The 19,548-nt window shown below is 40.5% G+C and carries 18 protein-coding genes and 6 pseudogenes; 9 read left to right on the top strand and 15 right to left on the bottom strand.

The genetic code is table 11. From position 1 onward, the window contains the following. Positions 1–226: 226 nt before the first annotated feature. Together DYY67_RS10125 and DYY67_RS04230 are read left to right on the top strand one after the other, a co-directional pair. A complete protein-coding gene (locus tag DYY67_RS10125) occupies positions 227–409 on the top strand; it encodes a type II toxin-antitoxin system RelE family toxin (protein ID WP_218584692.1) in 183 nt (60 codons plus the stop codon). 104 nt (positions 410–513) lie between these two features. Then, positions 514–927 (top strand): 30S ribosomal protein S11, encoded by a 414-nt coding sequence (locus DYY67_RS04230; protein WP_166391051.1) that lies wholly within the window; start codon positions 514–516, stop codon positions 925–927. Here DYY67_RS04230 and DYY67_RS04235 read toward each other — a convergent pair. From DYY67_RS04235 to DYY67_RS04260, 7 genes and pseudogenes are all read right to left on the bottom strand, one after another. Further along, positions 924–1,247, bottom strand: a complete 324-nt coding sequence (locus DYY67_RS04235) for a hypothetical protein (protein WP_166391053.1) — start codon at positions 1,245–1,247, stop codon at positions 924–926. The two genes, DYY67_RS04230 and DYY67_RS04235, sit on opposite strands and share 4 nt — an antisense overlap. A 107-nt stretch (positions 1,248–1,354) precedes the next feature. Continuing rightward, positions 1,355–1,600 (bottom strand): hypothetical protein, encoded by a 246-nt coding sequence (locus DYY67_RS11520; RefSeq protein ID WP_320415961.1) that lies wholly within the window; start codon positions 1,598–1,600, stop codon positions 1,355–1,357. Further along, a complete protein-coding gene (locus DYY67_RS11525; protein WP_320415962.1) occupies positions 1,591–1,818 on the bottom strand; it encodes a hypothetical protein in 228 nt (75 codons plus the stop codon). Before DYY67_RS11525 ends, DYY67_RS11520 begins: the two co-directional genes overlap by 10 nt. After that, the gene (locus DYY67_RS04245; RefSeq protein WP_178084791.1) at positions 1,815–3,554 is read right to left on the bottom strand and encodes an RtcB family protein; all 1,740 of its coding nucleotides are present in this window, start codon (positions 3,552–3,554) and stop codon (positions 1,815–1,817) included. The genes DYY67_RS11525 and DYY67_RS04245 overlap by 4 nt, the downstream gene beginning before the upstream one ends. Beyond that, a complete protein-coding gene (locus DYY67_RS04250) occupies positions 3,548–4,456 on the bottom strand; it encodes a hypothetical protein (RefSeq protein ID WP_166391257.1) in 909 nt (302 codons plus the stop codon). The genes DYY67_RS04245 and DYY67_RS04250 overlap by 7 nt, the downstream gene beginning before the upstream one ends. Beyond that, positions 4,453–4,753 (bottom strand): annotated as a pseudogene (locus DYY67_RS04255) (RtcB family protein); the annotation flags it as partial. The gene DYY67_RS04250 and the pseudogene DYY67_RS04255, both read right to left, overlap by 4 nt. A gap of 66 nt (positions 4,754–4,819) precedes the next feature. Then, complete coding sequence (locus DYY67_RS04260; protein ID WP_166391055.1) at positions 4,820–4,957, bottom strand: hypothetical protein; 138 nt, start codon at positions 4,955–4,957, stop codon at positions 4,820–4,822. 107 nt (positions 4,958–5,064) lie between these two features. Between DYY67_RS04260 and purB the strand changes: the two are divergent. Continuing rightward, positions 5,065–6,428 (top strand): annotated as a pseudogene (gene purB, locus DYY67_RS04265) (adenylosuccinate lyase). On the opposite strand, the gene DYY67_RS04270 reads toward purB, so the two are convergent. Beyond that, positions 6,425–7,177: an asparagine synthase C-terminal domain-containing protein gene (locus tag DYY67_RS04270; protein ID WP_255492797.1), complete on the bottom strand. Its 753-nt coding sequence runs from the start codon at positions 7,175–7,177 to the stop codon at positions 6,425–6,427. The pseudogene purB and the gene DYY67_RS04270 overlap by 4 nt on opposite strands. 61 nt (positions 7,178–7,238) lie before the next feature. On the opposite strand from DYY67_RS04270, the pseudogene DYY67_RS04275 reads away from it, so the two are divergent. The 4 genes and pseudogenes from DYY67_RS04275 to DYY67_RS04290 all read left to right on the top strand — a co-directional run bounded on the left by DYY67_RS04275 (position 7,239) and on the right by DYY67_RS04290 (position 11,803). Continuing rightward, a pseudogene (locus DYY67_RS04275) lies at positions 7,239–7,527 on the top strand (4a-hydroxytetrahydrobiopterin dehydratase). 61 nt (positions 7,528–7,588) lie between these two features. Further along, entirely contained in the window at positions 7,589–8,410 is an 822-nt protein-coding gene (locus DYY67_RS04280) for a 6-pyruvoyl trahydropterin synthase family protein (protein WP_166391057.1), read from the top strand. A gap of 4 nt (positions 8,411–8,414) precedes the next feature. After that, a pseudogene (locus DYY67_RS04285) lies at positions 8,415–10,734 on the top strand (valine--tRNA ligase). 70 nt (positions 10,735–10,804) lie between these two features. Further along, on the top strand, positions 10,805–11,803 hold the full coding sequence (locus DYY67_RS04290; protein WP_166391059.1) for a zinc-binding dehydrogenase: 999 nt from the start codon (positions 10,805–10,807) through the stop codon (positions 11,801–11,803). Here the strand turns inward: DYY67_RS04290 and DYY67_RS04295 are convergent. The 5 genes and pseudogenes from DYY67_RS04295 to DYY67_RS04315 form a co-directional block, all read right to left on the bottom strand. Further along, positions 11,796–12,029, bottom strand: a complete 234-nt coding sequence (locus DYY67_RS04295) for a hypothetical protein (RefSeq protein WP_166391061.1) — start codon at positions 12,027–12,029, stop codon at positions 11,796–11,798. The two genes, DYY67_RS04290 and DYY67_RS04295, sit on opposite strands and share 8 nt — an antisense overlap. A gap of 44 nt (positions 12,030–12,073) precedes the next feature. Beyond that, positions 12,074–14,355 (bottom strand): annotated as a pseudogene (locus DYY67_RS04300) (aconitate hydratase). Between the two features lie 65 nt (positions 14,356–14,420). Next, complete coding sequence (gene pdxT, locus DYY67_RS04305) at positions 14,421–15,038, bottom strand: pyridoxal 5'-phosphate synthase glutaminase subunit PdxT (protein ID WP_166391063.1); 618 nt, start codon at positions 15,036–15,038, stop codon at positions 14,421–14,423. Continuing rightward, positions 15,035–16,005, bottom strand: a pseudogene (gene pdxS / locus DYY67_RS04310) (pyridoxal 5'-phosphate synthase lyase subunit PdxS). Before pdxS ends, pdxT begins: the two are co-directional and overlap by 4 nt. A 127-nt stretch (positions 16,006–16,132) precedes the next feature. After that, positions 16,133–16,666, bottom strand: coding sequence for a hypothetical protein (locus tag DYY67_RS04315; protein ID WP_166391065.1), 534 nt, complete (start codon positions 16,664–16,666; stop codon positions 16,133–16,135). A gap of 427 nt (positions 16,667–17,093) precedes the next feature. On the opposite strand from DYY67_RS04315, the gene DYY67_RS04320 reads away from it, so the two are divergent. Together DYY67_RS04320 and DYY67_RS04325 are read left to right on the top strand one after the other, a co-directional pair. After that, on the top strand, positions 17,094–17,726 hold the full coding sequence (locus DYY67_RS04320) for a hypothetical protein (RefSeq protein WP_166391067.1): 633 nt from the start codon (positions 17,094–17,096) through the stop codon (positions 17,724–17,726). 217 nt (positions 17,727–17,943) lie between these two features. After that, on the top strand, positions 17,944–18,219 hold the full coding sequence (locus DYY67_RS04325) for a hypothetical protein (protein WP_166391069.1): 276 nt from the start codon (positions 17,944–17,946) through the stop codon (positions 18,217–18,219). 24 nt (positions 18,220–18,243) lie between these two features. Here DYY67_RS04325 and DYY67_RS04330 read toward each other — a convergent pair whose 3' ends face one another. Next, the gene (locus DYY67_RS04330; protein ID WP_166391071.1) at positions 18,244–18,810 is read right to left on the bottom strand and encodes a hypothetical protein; all 567 of its coding nucleotides are present in this window, start codon (positions 18,808–18,810) and stop codon (positions 18,244–18,246) included. Between the two features lie 171 nt (positions 18,811–18,981). Then, positions 18,982–19,221, bottom strand: a complete 240-nt coding sequence (locus DYY67_RS04335) for an Lrp/AsnC family transcriptional regulator (protein WP_166391073.1) — start codon at positions 19,219–19,221, stop codon at positions 18,982–18,984. Between the last annotated feature and the right edge of the window lie 327 nt (positions 19,222–19,548).

A 19,548-nucleotide genomic window follows, 5' to 3' on the forward strand; every position in this document is an offset into this window, starting at 1 on the left:
AAAGAAACCCAAAGAAGACAGTGGACGATCTCACGCCAGAAGAGATAGCAGACATCAAAGAATATGAAGTCCGATAAAGTCAAAGGCTAAGATAATACGAAGCACTTTAGAAGAACTGCTCAAAGACTTACATAGTTAAATTGTGGATACTTGCGCCAAACAAGAAGTTTATCAAACAATACAAGTTCATTGAGTTCTGATTTACAAAAAAGGGTAGACTCGGCACTTGACTGAACTAGTAAAGTCTGAAAACCCTATCAAACTAGGCGATTACAAATCAGAGTCTAAAAGTGCATGTGCCTATAATCTCGATAAGAGTAATAGAATTATCTACACCGTTGATTTTTCCAATAACGTAATAGAGCTCCGCAGAGTTGGCACTCATAAACAAGCATATGGCAAGGATTAGAAATCAAGTACGTTTTCACAATAACAGTCTTCCAAACTATCCAAGATTGAGATTACTCATAATTTCTGAACAAATGTTTTTTAAACCCGTTATAGAGTTCTGAAATGTTGTCAGAGCAAGAAACTAAAGAGACTAAGGAGAAATGGGGCGTTGCCCACATATACAGTAGTTATAACAATACTATTGTCCATATCACAGATGTCTCTGGCGCCGAGACGGTAGCCATCAGCTCTGGTGGAAGACATGTAAATGCAGACAGATACGAGTCATCTCCTTATGCCGCAATGAAATCTACTGCAGCAGTTGTAGGATCCGCTCATGACAAAGGTTTCACAGGACTTCACATCAGGGTAAGAGCTGTTGGTGGAGTAGGATCAAGAGTTCCTGGACCTGGAGCACAAGCAGCAATCAGAGCGCTGGCAAGAGGTGGATTTAAGATTGGCAGAATTGATGATGTAACGCCTATTCCTCACGATACAACCCGCAAGAAGGGCGGTAAACGAGGAAGAAGAGTTTAGGCTTCAACTAGTTTTACTTTTACTTTCACGTTTTTACTTTCAAAAAAGTTTATCATAAAACTTGCAAATTTTTCCTCATATGCTTTTCCTTTAGACGCTCGAATTTTGTCATCAAGTTTTAGTTGCATTGCAGACAAGAGCTCATCTTTTATCAATATCTTGAAAAACGCCCAGCCAAATCGATTCATGGGCTCGCTGATGAGAAATCCATCATGTACTTCACAAATCATTTGCAGGTTATCCATTGCAGAAGAAATTAGCTCAATATCTGTTTCATATTTTGTACTTGCAATTTCTAAGATAGTCGGTCTGTTATTCATCTAGTTCCCCAGCCAAAGTCTGCAAAAATAACCATCTTACATTTCCAGATTGATTACACAATTATAAAATTTGATTTATTGGCATAAATAAACTAAGGATTTTCCTGCTAGGTATCCAGAGTATCTACTTTAGATTCTTCCTTTAATTCACCAGTCTCTTCTTTTAATTCGTCAGTTTCTCCCTTTAGTTTGTCTGACCATGATACCAACTTGCCATCCTGCTCAACTTTGATTGTGGTTTGCACCTTAACTCGGATTCCAATTGACCTAAAAAGTGTGAGCAGTTTTCCCCCATCAATAATTTCAGTAACCTCACCAGACTGCAGCAACTCTGCAAGTTTTTCTACAACCATCCTGGTCTCTTCTGGAAATTGCGCCTCTGCATTCTCAAGAACTTCAAGCCCCTGTAACCAAGCTTCTTGACAACAATGTCTCGCGGCGATATAGTAGACGTGGTAGCTGGCTGGTTTGTCTTTAATTCCTCAGTCTTCTGTTTTTGTGAGATGTTTTTTTGCATCTCAAGTAATCGTTTTGCCTTCAAAAGTTCTAGTTCTTTGTCTTCCTCTGTCATCCCTTGATTACCCCTATAGGAACAAGTTTAGCTACTTTTGTTGCTATACCCATTTCATGAGATACATTTGCCACAGCGTCCACGTCCTTGTATGCCTCCGGTGTCTCCTCAACAACGCCTTCTCTTGTAAGAGCTTTTATGAAAATTCCTTTGTCACCAAGAGACTTTTGAACTTGGCTCTCAGTGAAACTGCGTCTTGCAGCTGATCTTGACATCATTCTTCCTGCACCATGAGCAGTAGAACCAAAGCTCAAGTCCATCGAACCTGGTTTTCCCAAAAGAATCCAGCTGCCAGTACCCATAGATCCTGGAATAAAGACGGGTTGTCCCAAGTCTCGATATTTTAGCGGGATTTCATCTCTGCCTTTTGGAAATGCTCTTGTTGCACCTTTTCTATGAACCACTACCGAACGTATCTCGCCATCAATTTTGTGTTTTTCAACCTTTGCGATATTATGAGCCACATCATAGATTAGTTTCATATCCAAATCTTCTTCTGTTTGTCCAAAGACTCGCTCAAACGCCTTTCTTGTCCAGTGTGTGATCATCTGCCTGTTGCTCCAAGCAAAGTTCAATGCCGCAAACATTGCTTTTCTGTAGGATTCACCCTCCTCAGAAGAGTTTGGCACGCAGGCAAGTTCTCTATCGACTAGATTAATTTTATATTTTTGAAGTGCCTGTTCAGATGTCCTAAGATAATCACTGCAGACCTGATGTCCAAATCCTCGCGAACCGCAGTGGATTAGCACCATGATTTGTCCTTCATTGTAAATTCCCATCCTGTTTGCAGCCTCTTTGTCATGAATCTGATCAACACGTTGAACCTCAAGAAAGTGATTTCCTGAACCAAGACTGCCAAGTTGTGGAGAGCCTCGCTTGCGTGCAGTTTGTGACACTCTGCCTGGGTCTGCATTTTTTATTTGTCCGTTTTCTTCGCATACGTCAGCGTCATCTTTTGAGCCATATCCATGATCGACTGCCCATTGTACACCACGTACAAGAACCTCATCAAGTTCTGATGGGCTCAGCTTTACTGCTCCTTTTGAGCCAACCCCTGAAGGTATTGATTTGAAGAGCTCAAGTACGAGCTCCTTTAGTTTTGGCCTTACATCTTTTTCAGTAAGATTTGTCCTAACCAGCCTCACACCGCAGTTTGATACCACAACACCATTTGCAATGAAATTATGGTTGTGATCGTTAATGGAGAGATCATAAACATAGCCGTTATAATCAGTTTCTTCTATGCCTGTTATTTGGTCCCACGCGTATCCATCACCGATTGAAACTTCTTGCATAAACTCGTTGAAGCGTATGACATCCCAAACCCTTGCTGATTTCCTCTCAGACCATATCGAGTGCTCTATGAAGCTTTGAGTAAAATACTCGCCTTTTAGCGTGGCTAAAATCTGTCCAGAACTTGTTCCACTCGAATACATCTCTCGCGCTGTCTGTCGTGCATTATCTCTTTGTTCCTTGATCTCACTAGTAAAGCACAGATACAGCGAGGCCATACTGGCCAGCACCTCTTTTTCCTTGTTGTAAACATATCCCACAGTACTGAGAAATTTTAGCATGTTTTCGGCATTGGATTCTATCCCCAAACGTACTGCCTTTGTCGTACCCTTCTTGCCGTTATAGGTATAGCCATCTACTAATGTTGGCGTTGATGTCTTTACATCAAGAGAGTCAAGGATTTCTTTTATGTCATTTACTATTTCAAATGCGTTATCTAACAAAGTCTCCAGTTTGCTGACACTAAATGCGGCATGGTAAAATTATAACCATTGTTAGAAATCGGTTTGGTAAGTTCGCCTCCAAAATATGCAGCAACAAAAAGCCTCTTTTGCCATGCTTTAAGAGATTTTATCCAAGGCGGTATTCTGTATCTTTGTGCAGATCTGTTTCCAGACGGAATGCCCATTGCATGCAGGATAACTCTGAACCCTCGAGATGATATCTTTATTGAGTGTTCCACAGATTGGAAAGCAGCTTCGCCATAGTGTGAATTTATCTTGTGGTGCCTTTGCCGAGAGATTATAATGGAATTTATTCCCAACCAATTCAGATCATTCTTTATTGATTTGAGATCCTCTAATTTTCCATAGATGGAAACATATTTGCTTCCCTGAGGAACTGTGCCATCGCTTAGTATTATGCCGAGCAGCTTTAGTATCCTTGGAAGCTTGTTGCTTGTTGTCTTTAATTCAGTGAGTCCTAGACTGCCAAGATGTTTTAACACCTGCGCTCTAGCATTGCCCACGTCGCTCATGCCCAATTCATCCATAGCCTTGTTCAGATCTTTCACATTGTATACGACATCCTCGGTAGGTTCCAAGCACTCTAGGCCTTCAAATCCATGTGAGACCAAGTTAGTTCCAATCGATACTAGACCTGCATCTACCATCCCACTATCTGTAAGCAGTGGATGGTCCTTGGTGACTAGTAGTTCCCTTCCAAACTTTGTAGTTATTTTGAGCAGGATATCATTTTGTTTTTTCTTGAGAATCAGAATAGGTTCTGTCTTTATGGTTGATTTGCCTTGTACATCAAATGACAAGGTAGTGTCACTGCCTGTAATTCCAGTTATCCTCTTCCAATTTCCGTCTTCAGTATAGACTCTAGTGATGGATGAAGGCAGTTAATATCATAACCTACGCCCCCAGGACTTATCATTCCCTCTTCGGCATCCATGGCGGCCACTCCACCGACTGGAAAGCCATATCCTTCATGGCCATCAGGTAGCACCACTACGTGTTTTACAACTCCAGGTATCGTGGAAACATTTACAGCTTGAGTGATAGTCCTATCAGTTAGCATTTTTTGCAATAATTCCTTCATTTGCATAGATTGTGACTGGAACCTTCATACCTCTTGAAGCATCTGCCTCTATGCGATATTCCATATTTCCTATTTTTTTTGGAATTAACGAAGTCATTTCTTTCTGCGAAAAAGGATATTTGGACACAATTTAAATCATGAGTAAGACACGGGTTTCTAATTTCTATTTTATCAGCTTGGTGGTATGTCTATAAAGATCATGTAATTTTTTGCCATCAAGGGAAGAGTCCTTGTCCTCAGCAGGCTCGTCCATGGCACTTGTGTTATCTGCATCTTTTTTCTCTTTTTTGGAGCCATCCATATCCTCACGTTTGGATATCAGTATAAAAGATTGGCGATGAGAGGAAGAGAGTTTGATTTGCATCTTCTTCAAGTAGATTTATTTTGCTAGTATGGTTTACTTCAGACATGCCAATTCTGCCAATTGATGCAGGCCGTTATGGAACAGACGCCATGAAGGAAGTTTTCGATGACCAAAAAAAGATTTCATATCCAGTTAGAGATCGAGGCAGCTGTAGCTCAATCACAATCAGAGATAGGAATGATTCCAAAAAGTGCGGCACAAAATATTGCACAGATGGCAAGATCTGGAAAAATAACTACAAAAAGAGTAAAACAGCTAGAGGCAAAAAGCGATCATGACACTGCCGCTCTTGTAGAGGCACTCAGCGAGCTATGCAAATCTTCTGCAAGACCTTGGATTCACTATGGTTTGACAAGCAATGATCTTGTTGATACCAGTAATTCTTTGCAGATGAGGGACACAATTCGCATAATAGAACCCAAGATAGCAAAACTTGCCATCATTTTATCAGAATTGGCAATAAAATACAGGGAAATACCTGCGGTAGGAAGAACTCACGGCCAACACGCAAGCATAATTTCATTTGGTTTAAAATTTGCAAATCCTGCACTTGAAATGGCAAAACACATTGAAAGAATTGAAGAAATCAAGAAGCGAATCTTAATTTGCAAGACTTTGGGGGTTGTTGGAACAGGTTCCCTCATGGGAGCAAAGGCACTTGAAGTTCAAAAAAGAGTTGCAAGAAAACTTGCCTTGTTTCCTGCAGATGTAACAACCCAAGTGGTACCACGTGAAAGATATGCAGAATATGTTTTTGCCCTGGCGCTAATTGGATCTACGCTGGAAAAACTGGCAGTAGAGATACGAAATCTCCAGAGAACAGAGATAGGCGAAGTGGCAGAACCATTCAGGAAAGGACAGATGGGAAGTAGCGCTGTTCCAGTTAAGAGAAATCCAGTAAAAAGCGAGCGCGTTACGTCGCTTTCAAAGCTATTACGAAGTCAGATTTCGGTTACATTTGAAAACATTCCCTCTTTGGCATGAACGGGACCTTTCAAATTCTGCAAATGAGCGATTCATTTTACCCACAAGTGCCATTTTACTCGATGAGATGCTAGAAGCAATGACAAAAATTCTAAAAGAATTGCATGTCAACGAAGAGCGAATCAGGAAGAATTTAGAATTTACAAGGGGCCAAATCTTTGCAGAGTTTGTACTAGAGGCGCTCATAAAGAAAGGGGTTCCAAGATTTGAAGCATACAGAGACATACAGCGTGTCGCGTTTGCAGCATTAGAAAGCGAGATTGATTTCAGAGATGCCGTAAAAGATGACGATGCAATATCATCTCACCTCACAGGAGATGAGATAGACAACATCTTTGTCCCAGAAAACCACCTTGGCGCATCTGACCAGATAATCAAAAACGTCCATGGCATAGTCAAAAAGTCCTGTGTCAAGTTTTCTTAGATTTCATCAAGTTTTTGTGAATAAGCGAACCATACTGTAGTGCTTTTTTTCTTTTCAGTGCAGAGTCGCGTGGAACTCCAACTGACAGGGCAAGTTTTCGAATTATGTGCTTTCGAACTCAGGTCATCCTTGTTTTTTATCTTGTCTTTTATTGGAACAGTTTTTGCAAAGGCGACAAACCCTTCAGAAAGTAACGGCTGCAATATTTTTACGCCAAACCCCGAAGATATCACATCTACTGCCTTCATCATTTTAATTTCATTCTCAAGTTTTGACTCCATTAGAGCCATCACTGCTTTTTCTCCGTTTTCTACAACCTCCCTGTACGCATTATACCCGCAAAAGAGTTCATCGATTCCATTTGCTGTGAGAATTTTTTCAATGCCATGCTCTTTTGCAAGTTTTGATACATAGTAAAATGCTATACAGTTCTCATTCCAGGAAAGATTGTCAGTGCTGATTTTGAGTTTAATTTCTTTTGCAACACTTGGAAAAGATTCTTTTTGTATAATGTAAGTGAAGTGTTTGAAGCCAAGCAATGCTGCAATCTTTTTTGAGAATTCAATATCATGTGAGCCTTCAAATCCTATTGTAAGTAGTGTCACATCAAGTCCAATGTCAGAGCAAATTTTTGCCAATAGTGAACTATCAACACCGCCAGAAAATGCTATTGCAATTTTTTTTGTTGCTAGTGTTTTTTGTATTGCATGAATCATCTGCTCATGTATTTTCGTTACAGGATTTGTCATTTTATTTACGATCTAGTACTTTTTCTATGAGAGTTAAATATAGGATTCGCTAGAAAAAATCATGGCACTTGTCAAACTAACCGAGGAACAAATCCAAAAAGAACTAGCAAGTTTGCAAGGATGGAGTGTTGTAAACTGGTAAACTTCACAAAGATTTTGTTTTTGCCGACTTTATAGAGGCCTTTGGCTTTATGAGCAAGGCTTCCATGCACATAGAAAAGATGAACCATCATCCAGAATGGTTCAACGTATACAACAAGATCAAGGTAGAATTGGTAACTCATGATGCAGGCGGAATAACACAAAATGACATCAACCTTGCAAGGACGCTCAACTCTTTAGCAAAATAGTACTTTCACTGACAAAGCGACCTGTACAGAATTTATATACGGACAATCCAAAATTTTTCAAATGCCAAGCGGTTCGGCAATTCTTGACTCGGATTTTCGCTATATCGACAAAAAGGGAAACCTCCTAAGAAGCAGGACAGAGCTTTCCATAGCTGAGATGCTGACATTTCTTGGAGTGGAATATGAATACGATTACAGCCTTACATTGAAAAATGGCAATAAAGTTAACGTCGATTTTAAGACGGAAAAAGGTCTCATTGAAATCATAGATGATGAAAAAGACATAACAAAATACAAGGAACTAAAACAAGAAAATTCTGATGCAAAGATAATTGCCATTGGTCATCCAAAACTTGCTGCCAAACTAAAAGAGCTTGAAGATATCGTACTTTACAAAACAAAAGACGTGCAGACAGGTTCCATATTCATCGAGGATCCTTCGTTTGCATTTGATTACGCCCACATCTTGCCGCTGGTAGAAAAGTGCTCTATCCTTCATGGCCATACATCATCAGTCATGGTAGAACTTGTAGGAGAAATGAAAAACAACCTGCTTGTTGATTTTGGAGAGGCAAAAAAGATCATCAAGGAAGTGATTTCAATTCTAGATCACAAATTCTTCATCAACAGAAAATATCTTGCAAAAGAAGATGATATTCATTATAACATAGCATTTGATGGTCCCAAGGGAAAATTCGATCTCCGGGTTCCAAAACATACAACATATCTGCTAGAAGGAGAGGCAACAGTTGAAAACCTGTCAACTGAAATAATAAAACTTCTAGTTCCCAAGATGCCAAAGAATGTGGAAGCGGTTGGGGTATACGTCTATGAGGGCTATAACAAAGGAGCCCACATTATCTCACAGATCTCAAGATCATAGTAACATGGAACCAAAAATAAAGGAAACCGCATGGAATCCTGAGATTGAAAAGCAGATTTTAAAACAATGGGAAGATTCTAGGGACTATGATTTCAAGCCACAAGGAGAGGTTTTTGTAATTGATACTCCTCCACCATATCCATCTGGAAGACCTTGGCACATAGGAGCAGCGGCTCACTATGCACAGATAGACATGATTGCAAGAACTGCAAGAATGACAGGAAAGAGCGTATTATTTCCAATAGGAATTGACAGAAACGGCCTGCCTGTGGAGATGTACACGGAAAAAAAGCACAACATACGTATGCATGAGACAGACAGGGCAGAGTTTCTAAAATTGTGCGCTACTGCACTAGATGACCTAGAGGCAGAGATGATTCAGATAATGAAAAGCCTAGGACTTAGCGGCAACTTTTCAGAATACTATAGAACTGATTCTGAACAATATCGAGCACTTACCCAGTCCACATTCATAGAGTTGTGGAAAAAGGGGCTGATATACATTGCAAATAGGCCAAACAACTATGACTGGATTACTGGAACCACCATTGCAGATGCAGAAATAACCTATGAAGAAATTCCAACCAAACTAGTTTACATGAAATTTAAGATAAAAGATTCCGACAAGGTTCTTACAATAGCCAGTACAAGGCCTGAGCTTTTGTGTGCATGTCAGGCAATAATTGTAAATCCAGAAGATGAAAGGCATGCGGATACCATAGGCAAGAGCGCAATAATTCCAGTCATTAACAGAGAGGTTCAGGTTAGAACTCATCCTTCAGCAGAAAAAGAATTTGGTTCAGGAGCTGTAATGGTTTGCAGCTATGGTGATCAAAACGATGTTGCGTTATTCAGAGAACTCAAACTGCAAGAAGTTGTAGCTATTGGCAAAAATGGCAGAATGACCGAAGTTGCAGGACAATATGCAGGACTCAAAGTAAAACAGGCAAGAGAGAAGATAATCGAGGATCTGCAGAACCAAGGCTTGGTCGAGAAAGTAGAAAGCATCAATCACAGAACTCCCATTTCTGAGAGAAGCAAGGCGCCAATTGAGATAATCCCGATGGAAGAATATTATCTAAAACAAAAAGAGTCCGTGGAAAAAATAAAGGAACTGGGCTCCAAGATTGTCTTTCATCCTTTGATGCACAAACAGATCCTCATGAATTGGCTAGAATCAATAACAATTGACTGGCCCATTTCAAGGAGAAGATTTTACGGAACAGAAATTCCAATATGGTACTGCAAGAAATGCTCAGAGCCCCACATACCGGAGCCTGGCAAATATTACAGACCGTGGAAAGATCCAAGCCCCATCTCAAAATGCACAAAATGTGGTGCAACAGAGTTTGTCGGAGAGGAAAGAACTTTTGATACCTGGATGGATTCAAGCGTCTCGCCGCTATATGTCTCAAAGTATGGCCATGACGAGGAATTTTTCAAAAAGACGTATCCTGCAACAATCAGACCACAATCAAAAGACATCGTGAGAACTTGGCTCTACTACACAGTCTTGAGATGCGAACAGCTTACCGGGAAGACTCCGTGGAGCGAGGCATGGATTATGGGCTATGGTGTTGATGAGCACGGGACAAAAATGAGCAAAAGCAAAGGAAATGTAATCGATCCTCTCCCGGTAATTCAAAAATTTGGTGCAGATACATTCAGGTTCTGGAGTGCAAGCGAGATAAACCTCGGTTATGACTTTAGATGTTCTGAGCAAAAAATTGAAACTACAAAGAAGTTTCTAAGCAAACTCTGGAACATATCGAGATTCCTATCAGGCTTTCCTATTGTAAAGTCAGACAAGACATATCCTGCAGATAGATGGATACTGTCAGAATTGGATAAAGTGGTAGCAGAATGCAAGAAGGGGTTTGATGATTACAACTTTTTCATTCCTTCAACTAGCATTCGCGAGTTTACATGGAATGTATTTGCTGCGCATTATATTGAAATGGTAAAGGGTCGTGCATACAGCGACAGTTTTAGCGAAGAGGAAAGAAATGCGGCAATTTTTACACTGCACAAAGTTCTTTCCACATTGCTTCTTCTTTTGGCACCGATAACGCCATTTATTACAGATTATCTTTGGCAGATTCTATACTCTGACAAGACAGTTCACAAGGAAAAGTTTCCACAAGCAAGAAAATCATGAAGACTGGACAAAATTCACAAAACCAATTACAGAGTTCAACTCTAACGTGTGGAATAAGAAAAAGGAACAAAACCTCTCTTTGAAAGATTCAATCGAGATGGCAATCCCAGATGAGTTGCAACAGTTTGCAAAGGACTTGCAAGCCATGCATAACCTAAAGTCCTGATAGACTCCTTTTTGCAAAGCCTCAAAAATTATATTTTCTTTAAATAGTGATTTTTGTTTATGTTACATAATTGAAGGCAGCAGTAATTAGAAAACACGGCGGTCCAGATGTTTTGTCGTATGAAGAAATCAATGAGCCTCAGACAGCAAATGGTCATGCAATAGTCAAAGTGGATTATTGCGCGGTAAACCACCTTGACATATGGGTTAGAAACGGTTTACCTGGCAAGCAAGTTTTATTTCCTCACATCCTAGGTTGTGATATTTCTGGTACCCTTGTGGAGGGATTTGGGAAATTCAAGAAAGGTGACAAGGTTGTAGTATATCCCGCCATACAAAGCGATGTGCCAAGAACATCATACTCCATCATAGGAGGCTTTGGCAAGTATCATGGTGGCTATGCAGAACTCGTCCAAGTTCCACAAAAAAATATTGTAAAAAAGCCAAGCTGGTTTACAGACATTGAAGCATGTGCACTGAACATATCATATCTTACTGCATGGAATATGCTTGAGAGATCAAGATGCAAAAAAGGCGACACTGTATTCATTTGGGGTGCAAACAGCGGTGTCGGCTCTGCTGCAATACTTCTTGCCAAGGCAAGAGGCTTTAGAATCATAACGGTAGTATCAAATGAAAATAAAATAGGCCTTGCAAGAAAACTTGGAGCACATCTGGTCATAGACAGAAGCAAATCAGATGTGATGGCTGAGACCCTAAAGCATACCAAGAACCAAGGTGTTGATGCAGTAATTGATCATGTCGGGGCAAAGACATGGCCTACAAGTATTGAGATACTCAAGGTTGGCGGAAAAATGATTGCCTGCGGTACAACCACTGGAGGAGAAGCCAATGTAAACATTAGAGCTTTTTACAGCAAGGAAGCCAGCATAACTGGCGCATATCTTGGCACAAAATTACAGTTGATTTCACTGCACAAATTCATGAAATCAAATAAGATAAGGCCAATAATTGACAGCGTATTTTCTCTCAAAGATGTCAAGCTTGCACATCAAAAGATGGAAGAAAGCGCTCAGTTTGGAAAGATAATCCTAAAGGTTTCTAGATGACAAATTGCCTGCAATCACAATCCAGTACAAGACACGTCTCTTTTGTTCTGATGTGATCGTCTACTGAATGGCCGCATTTTACATTTTTACATATGCGCCTTGTCTCTTCTCTTTGAACAACACTTTGGGCTATTTGATTTGCCTGTTCTTTAGAATATCCTTTTTTGTCAATGTAATAGTGCACTACTCTGTTGTACAATTCACTTGGGTCAAACCTACGGCTCATTGTACAGATAATACCACACCAAAACATTTTAAGTTGCTGAGTAGCTAGTGCAAGAGATTTTCTCTTTCACGCAATATGTTAAGGGCAGATCCTGCTTGGAACCACTTTATCTGGAAATTGTTGTAAGAGTGGTTTAGCAACATGCCCTCCTTGGTACCATCATCATGATTGATGTATGCTTGCAACTGTTTGCCTGGCTGTATCTCTGAGAGCCCTACAATGCTGATCCTGTCAGTTTCCCTAATCTTGTCATAATCAGATGGATTGGCAAATGTTAATGCAAGTACGCCTTGTTTTTTCAGATTGGTTTCATGAATTCTTGCAAAACTTCTCACTATTACTGAAGCGCATCCAAGATATCTTGGAGACATGGCAGCATGCTCCCTGCTACTTCCCTCGCCATAGTTGGAATCACCAATTACAACCCACCGCAATCCCTTGTCCTTGTACTGTCTTGCAATGGCTGGAAAAGCATCGATGGTACCAGTGAGGAGATTTTTTCCTTTTCCTACTTCGTTGTTGTACGCATTAACTGCACCCAAGAAGATATTGTTACTGATTTTATCAAGATGGCCTCGAAATTGCAGCCAGGAACCTGCAGGTGATATGTGATCTGTCGTACATTTTCCTTTTGCCTTCAGTAAGATTGGCAAGTTTACAAAGTCTTTTCCATCCCATTTCGCAAATGGTTCAAGTTTTTGAAGCCTGTTACTGTTTCCAGGAATTGTTACTGCAACAAGATCTGGAATATCAGAAGGCGGGACGTAGACATCTTTTACACTTTGGAATCCTAGCAGTGGAACTTCTGGTGCCTTTTTTGGAGGCTCTAGTGTGAATTTTTTGCCATCAGATGCAGTAATTTGGTCTTTCAGCGGATTAAATGACAACCTTCCTCCAAGAGCAAGTGCAACAATCAGCTCTGGACTTCCTATGAAGTTCATCGTCTCTCTTCTACCATCGTTTCTTCCCGGAAAATTTCTGTTATATGATGTGATGATAGTGTTAGGCTCACCTGGTTTTAGTTCAGGTCTTTGCCATTGTCCAATACATGGCCCACATGCATTTGCCAGTACAGTTGCTCCAACTTGTTGTAGTGTCTCCATCTGTCCATCCCTTTCTATTGTAGCGCGTATCTGTTCAGAGCCTGGTGTCACCAAGAGAGGGATCTTTACTTTCAATCCTTTGGCCTTTGCTTGCTCTGCCACATTTGCAGCTCTTGTCATGTCTTCGTAAGAAGAATTGGTGCAGCTGCCAATCAGTGCAACAGAGATTGTATCTAGATAGTTATTTTTCTTGACATCGTCTGCAAGCTGTGAGATTGTCCTTGCAAGGTCTGGCGTATGTGGACCTACTATATACGGTTCAAGTTTTGAAAGATCAACTTCAATTACTTTATCAAAATATTTTTCTGGATGTTGCTCAACATCCGGATCGGCAGCAAGTGATTCCTTGTGAGCATTTGCAATGTCGGCAATCTTTTCACGGCCTGTCGCCCTAAGATAGCTTCCATTTTTTCATCATATGGAAACAATGAACATGTAGCTCCGATCTCTGCTCCCATGTTGGTTATTGTTGCCTTTCCTGTACAGCTTATTGTTCTAGCACCGGGCCCAAAGTATTCCACAATGGAGTTTGTTCCGCCTGAAACCGTAAGCTTTGATGCAACGTATAGTATGATATCTTTTGGTGCAGTCCAGCCATTTAGTTCGCCTTTTAGATTAATGCCAATTTTTTTTGGATATAGAAGCTCCCAAGGAAATCCAGCCATGACTTCGGCCGCGTCTAGACCACCAACTCCCACTGCCACCATCCCAAGCCCGCCTGCGTTTGGAGTATGAGAGTCAGTCCCTATCATCAGTCCTCCTGGAAATGCATAATTTTCTAAAACTACTTGATGTATTATTCCAGCACCCGGTCTCCAAAATCCTAAACCAAATTTTCTTGAGGCAGATTCAAGAAACTTGTAAACTTCGCTATTTTCATCAAGAGCCAGTCTGGTGTCTTCCACACTTCCCACTTTAGCTTGTATGAGATGATCACAGTGCACTGTGCTTGGAAGTGCAACTCGTTTCAGCCCAGATTGCATGAATTGCAGTATTACCATCTGACCTGTGACATCCTGCAATGCCACTCTATCTGGTTTGAGAAAGACATACGACTTGCCAGGCTCAAAGTCCTTTGAAGTATCAATATCTTCCAAGTGTCCTGCAAGAATCTTTTCTGCCAAAGTTAGCGGTCTGTTTATTGTTTTTCTATATTTTGAAACATTTTCCTCTAGTTTTTTGTAAACGCCAGAAACAAGCTCAGGAGTTGTCCCTATATCCATGATAAACATACTTACAATGATCTGAATTTAATATAAATCGTCCTAGGCAGCTCAGATTAGAAGTTCTAGTTTTTCTTTTGCACTAGATTAACAAAGTACTTGTGTATTGAAAGATCTGCTGTAAGTTCGGGATGAAATGAAGTGCCGATGATGTTTCCTTGCTTTACTGCAACTATTTTTTCATTGAATTTTGATAGTATCTCTACATCCTTGCCTGCATCTATGACTGATGGTGCCCTTATGAAGACCCCACGAAACTTTGGCACACCGATCTTTTCAAGTGCAACATCTGCCTCAAACGAGTCCTTCTGCCTTCCAAAAGTATTTCGCTCTATCTTGATATCAAGATAGTCTAGCAGTGGCTGTTCCATATCTCCTACAACCCTATCCTTTGCCTTCTTTGACAAGAGTATCATTCCGGCACATGTACCCAAGACTGGTATGCCAGATGCAATTTTTTCTTTTATCTTTTTCAAAGAACCGTTAACTAGTGAAAGTGTTCCAATTACAGTGCTCTCCCCTCCAGGAATGATGAGTCCGTCAAGATCTGAGATTTGGTCTGGATTTTTTACTTCAGTTACAACTCCTTCAACTCCGAGCTCATCCATTGCCATTCTTGTAGCAGTCAAGTTCTCTGCAACATCGCCCTGGACAGCAAGTATGCCAATGTTTACGCCGGTCATGCAGTACTGCCTCTTTCCTGCATCCTAAGTTCCAAATTCTTTGGTATCAAGTCCCAACATGGATTGTCTCTCGTCTACCATCTTTTGCGCTTCCTTTACTTTGTCAGGGATCTTCCCAGAATGTTGTGGCAAGGACTACAGCTTGTGCCCTCTCTTTTGCATCTTCAGACTTGAATATTCCAGAGCCGACAAAGACTCCGTCACATCCCAGAGTCATCAAGTATGCAGCATCTGCAGGAGTTGATATGCCACCTGCTGCAAAATTTACTACTGGCAGCCTGCCAAGACTTGCAGTCTCTTCAACAAGTGAGTACGATACTTTGAGCTCCCTTGCAATACTGACTAGATCTTGTTCGTCTCCAGCATCATAGATTGATTTTATGCGTCGCAATTCGGTATTTACATTTTTTATGTGAATCACAGCTTCTGCAACATTCCCAGTTCCAGGCTCGCCTTTTGTTCTAATCATTGCTGCGCCTTCTTCAATTCTTCGCAGTGCTTCGCCCAGATTTCTTGCGCCGTTAACAAAAGGTGTTGTAAAATCCCATTTCCAGATGTGATGAAATTCGTCTGCCGGTGTGAGCACTTCGGATTCATCAATCATATCAACATCGGTTTCTCCCAAGACCTTTGCCTCATAGACATGGCCTATCCTGCATTTTGCCATCACGGGTATGGTTACAGAATCCATTATCTCTTCAATAACTCTAATGCTAGCTGTCCTAGCTACACCTCCAGCCTTTCTTACATCAGATGGAAGCTTATCCAGTACCATTACTGCCACAGCCCCTGCATCCTCTGCTATCTGGGCCTGCTCTACTGTTGTAACATCCATAACAACACCATTTTTTAGCATATGAGCAAAACCTCGCTTCAGAGTTGAGGTGCCCCTATGCGTTTCAAATGATCCTAGCTTCTCTCGAACTATTCCTTTTGCATTACCAAAATCGCCTGAAAGTGGAATCATGTAGTTTGATCGGCTCGAGATCTATTTATTTTATGGTTCTAGCAAGCTGGAAACGCATGCCTTCAGATCTAGATTTAATGCATCAGTGGAACTGATTACACACGTTCTCGCATTTTCTTCAGAGTGCCTATTTTGTTATCTCGCCTATGATTCCATCAAGGCTTGACTGTACCTGAGTTATAATCGGCGGGACAAATTCCTGGCTGGCGTTTTGGTCTGCCCATTGAAGATTGACAGTTTTGCCATTGAGAGTAACTTGAATGCTATATTTTTCATAATTTGAAGCGTCGGGCTTTACTTGGTAGACGTTATTTGGAATATCCACAAACCCAGTTTCCTTTACAAGTGCCTTCAATTGCGTAAATTCATCTTGAGACAGTTGAGATTTTATGTCAGGCTCTGAGTAGCCATTTTTTGTAAGACTGTACACAACAGAGCCATCATTTTGTATTGTCAAGACTTCGGCAGTATCTGCCCCGATGCTTTGGGTGAGCCCAAACGATATCTTTTCTAGATGTTCTTTTGTATATTGGAGAGTCATTACATCTTCAGAGTTCACTGCCGAGCTTTGAATCTCAGGCCTTGTCAATTGAGGAACAACTATGAAGATGGCTGCAAGTATAGGAATAGCTCCTAGTATGAGTACTATTGGTTTGACCATGATTTTTCAACTAATTTTTTTGAGGTTACGCAAATGAAAGAAAACTGTGTCAGTTTGGTAGAATTCATACTTTTTCCCAATTAATCAGGTTCTCATGTCTGCAATAAATCTTCAGAAACTAAGTAAATTAAAATTCAAGTGCATTTATTGACCAAGCGTGGGGTCGTAGCCTAGCCTGGCATGGCGACAGGATAGATCACATGATCACCGCTAAGGGCTCCAGTGGTTAACTAGCTTCACTGACGAAAGGATGATGTACAGTTTGGAGCTGTAGTGACCCGTGTGTCGCCGGTTCAACTCCGGTCGGCCCCACCATTTTTTAGATCCATCATTTTGGAGAACAGTTATAAGGAAAAACCAGCTATCTAAAACTGATCAAGTTGGGGATGATTTACGGTAATTGTTATAAAAATGGAGGACAAAAAAATTGAGTCGCGGTAATTTTCCTACATTTGGGGCTTCTAAAACTGGAACATATGTTTCCACTCTGAAAAATTATAACCTGCCTCCTTTCATTCTTGAAAAGGTCGCAACAGATTGCAAATCAGACCTGGTCCGAAAAGGAAGGATCGAGGAACGTCTGCAAAGCATGAACGACGCGGCTCTTGAAATTCTTCATAGGGTTTTTGTTGATTGTGAGGAAGACTCTGATGGCACTTATGCCAACTATCGCTTTTTTGCATATATCTCCAGCATGTTTCACAAGTGTGAAATTCTTCTAAATGAAAAGATTCCAGGTGATTCTGGCAAGGTTCACAAGATTCCAATTGCAGTAAAAAACAACGGCATGTACATTGCTGTTGGTTTTAACAAGTCAAGCGGCGGCCCAATATCAAAGAGGGAAGCAGTCAAGTTCTATGAGCTTGTAGACGATATCAAGAAAGGAGAACATGGAAACCAACTTTCAGAAGGTGTGTATGGTTCTTCAGTTGGTTTTGATGGCGAGGCACTTGTCACCTTGGAGAAATTAAGCAAGGCTCGCAAAAAGGATCCACAAAACAAAATAGATTTTAAAACAGCAAGCTTTGGAAATAGAATCTATTCTGTCACAAAGTGCTAGTGCTTCTTTTTAGCAGAACAGAATTTTGTATGAACTTGTTTTTCTACAGTTAACGTTGTTTCATTTTCGTGAAACATTTTCTGACCGCAGTCAGGACAAATGAATTCTGGCATGAAAAAACTCTAAGACACTTACTTATAGTCTTTTAGAAGATTTCAAAATATATGCATTGAGAGATAAATAGTAGGAAAGATACGCAACCTATTTCAGTCATGGTGTGGAAATTGCTAAAATAATGGCAATGGAAGATGCCGAGACATCGGACAAGACATTTGGATGGTTCTATTACAAAAGGGGAAGATATTTTGGGGTTGCAAAGAACCATTACCTTCCGCCAGGAAAGTGGCAGACTCTATGCGGCAACCACATTGTTGAACAGTCAGATATATCGCATGTTCGTTTTACTGACACGGATCAGCTTTTCAGACGCAAGCTTTGCAAGAGCTGCTCAAGTTTGCTCAATGCCAAGTCCTTTGTTGGAAACCTAGTCTAGCATATACTGCATAGTTTCAATGTTCTACTGCTTCAGACTTGAGGTGTCAAGTGTTGCAAAAAGCGGATCCTTCTCAGTTTTTTTGTTGTTTGCATCATAGTACTCAAATGGTAATGCTGCAAAAAGATGCTTGTCCCATATCTCGTGCACGAGTTCTTTATAGTTCTTATATTTAGCTTTTCTGAGAAACTCGTGAGAAAGCTCGTGAGAGACCTTTGTGCAGTTTTTTTCCATTAGAAAATTGACGTCATCTTTTTGTGGGCTCTTTTGCCACCATGCCATCCCAAAGTTTTCTGCAAAATAACCTTCGCATGTACAGTCTGTCCACATTGGCCTAAAATATGTCAGATAAAAGTGAAAAATGTCTTCACCTCTGTTTACATGGTCTTCCATGATTACAGGAGTGTCAAGTATCCGAAACCTTCCCCCAGATCTTACTATCATCTCGTCTGATTGGACATCTACCTTCTGTGAAAATGTCTTTTCAATCCATGTCTTGTAAAAATTGGCCATCTTTTCCACATATTGGAATTCCCACTTTCTTTGCTCAAGTTCTTCCTCCTTTACGAGAAATATGAAGTGTAGCAGCATATTTGCTCAAGGATATAACACAATTAAAAGGTCTTTTGCAGAACGCTAGTTAGTGTTATATTTCATAAATTTTTGCTCTGGCAATTTTTAGAAATATCATGCACGAAAAAACAAAAATTGAAGATTATGCTCTTGAAAATATGTAGAGTGTAGGGATAGAAAGTTAGGAAACTAACTTTGACCTTCGATTCCCATCAAAGTTAGAGTAGAACGAATCTTCTCTATTTTACGGATCTTCCATGTGATAATCTCCCTGAGGGCTTCTACTGTTGGAGATTCAATTTTGGCCAAAATATCGTAGGCTCCAAACGTACCATGAACTTCTTTTACTCCGGCTATTGCTTTCAGCTGTGAAATGATTGCTTCTTCTGAGCCCAGTTCACAATTTATTAGCACATATGCAGTTGCCATAGTATATCTATACAAGGCAAATATATCAATAGATCTGTTGTTTTCCGTCTCTGCAATAATTGTCAAGTTGTATCATAATTAAGAATAAGACTCGTTTTGTGTTCAAAAATAGCAAAAATTATTGCGATTACAGACATTTTTCAAAAATTAAATGAATGTTCCCCGGTTCTGACTCACAGAAAATCATTGGTAATTTTTAGCCTAAACCCTCATCTTGTTTTCATACCGGGGTGCCCTGTCGCACGGCTGGGTGGACCAAAAATCATATTTTATCATCACAGTCCGTCTGCGTGCATTTGGGGCGTAATGAATTATCTTCTAGTCAAA

The organism is Candidatus Nitrosotalea sp. TS, assembly GCF_011319465.1.
Classification (GTDB): Archaea; Thermoproteota; Nitrososphaeria; order Nitrososphaerales; family Nitrosopumilaceae; genus Nitrosotalea.

Bases quoted from the DNA above. Each gene is read 5' to 3' on its own strand.
- DYY67_RS04230 (WP_166391051.1), top strand. From the start codon at position 514: ATGTTGTCAGAGCAAGAAACTAAAGAGACTAAGGAGAAATGGGGCGTT.
- DYY67_RS04235 (WP_166391053.1), bottom strand. From the start codon at position 1,247: ATGAATAACAGACCGACTATCTTAGAAATTGCAAGTACAAAATATGAA.
- DYY67_RS11520 (WP_320415961.1), bottom strand. From the start codon at position 1,600: ATGGTTGTAGAAAAACTTGCAGAGTTGCTGCAGTCTGGTGAGGTTACT.
- DYY67_RS11525 (WP_320415962.1), bottom strand. From the start codon at position 1,818: ATGACAGAGGAAGACAAAGAACTAGAACTTTTGAAGGCAAAACGATTA.
- DYY67_RS04260 (WP_166391055.1), bottom strand. From the start codon at position 4,957: ATGGATGGCTCCAAAAAAGAGAAAAAAGATGCAGATAACACAAGTGCC.
- DYY67_RS04270 (WP_255492797.1), bottom strand. From the start codon at position 7,177: ATGACAAATCCTGTAACGAAAATACATGAGCAGATGATTCATGCAATA.
- DYY67_RS04280 (WP_166391057.1), top strand. From the start codon at position 7,589: ATGCCAAGCGGTTCGGCAATTCTTGACTCGGATTTTCGCTATATCGAC.
- DYY67_RS04295 (WP_166391061.1), bottom strand. From the start codon at position 12,029: ATGAGCCGTAGGTTTGACCCAAGTGAATTGTACAACAGAGTAGTGCAC.
- pdxT (WP_166391063.1), bottom strand. From the start codon at position 15,038: ATGACCGGCGTAAACATTGGCATACTTGCTGTCCAGGGCGATGTTGCA.
- DYY67_RS04315 (WP_166391065.1), bottom strand. From the start codon at position 16,666: ATGGTCAAACCAATAGTACTCATACTAGGAGCTATTCCTATACTTGCA.
- DYY67_RS04330 (WP_166391071.1), bottom strand. From the start codon at position 18,810: ATGCTGCTACACTTCATATTTCTCGTAAAGGAGGAAGAACTTGAGCAA.
- DYY67_RS04335 (WP_166391073.1), bottom strand. From the start codon at position 19,221: ATGGCAACTGCATATGTGCTAATAAATTGTGAACTGGGCTCAGAAGAA.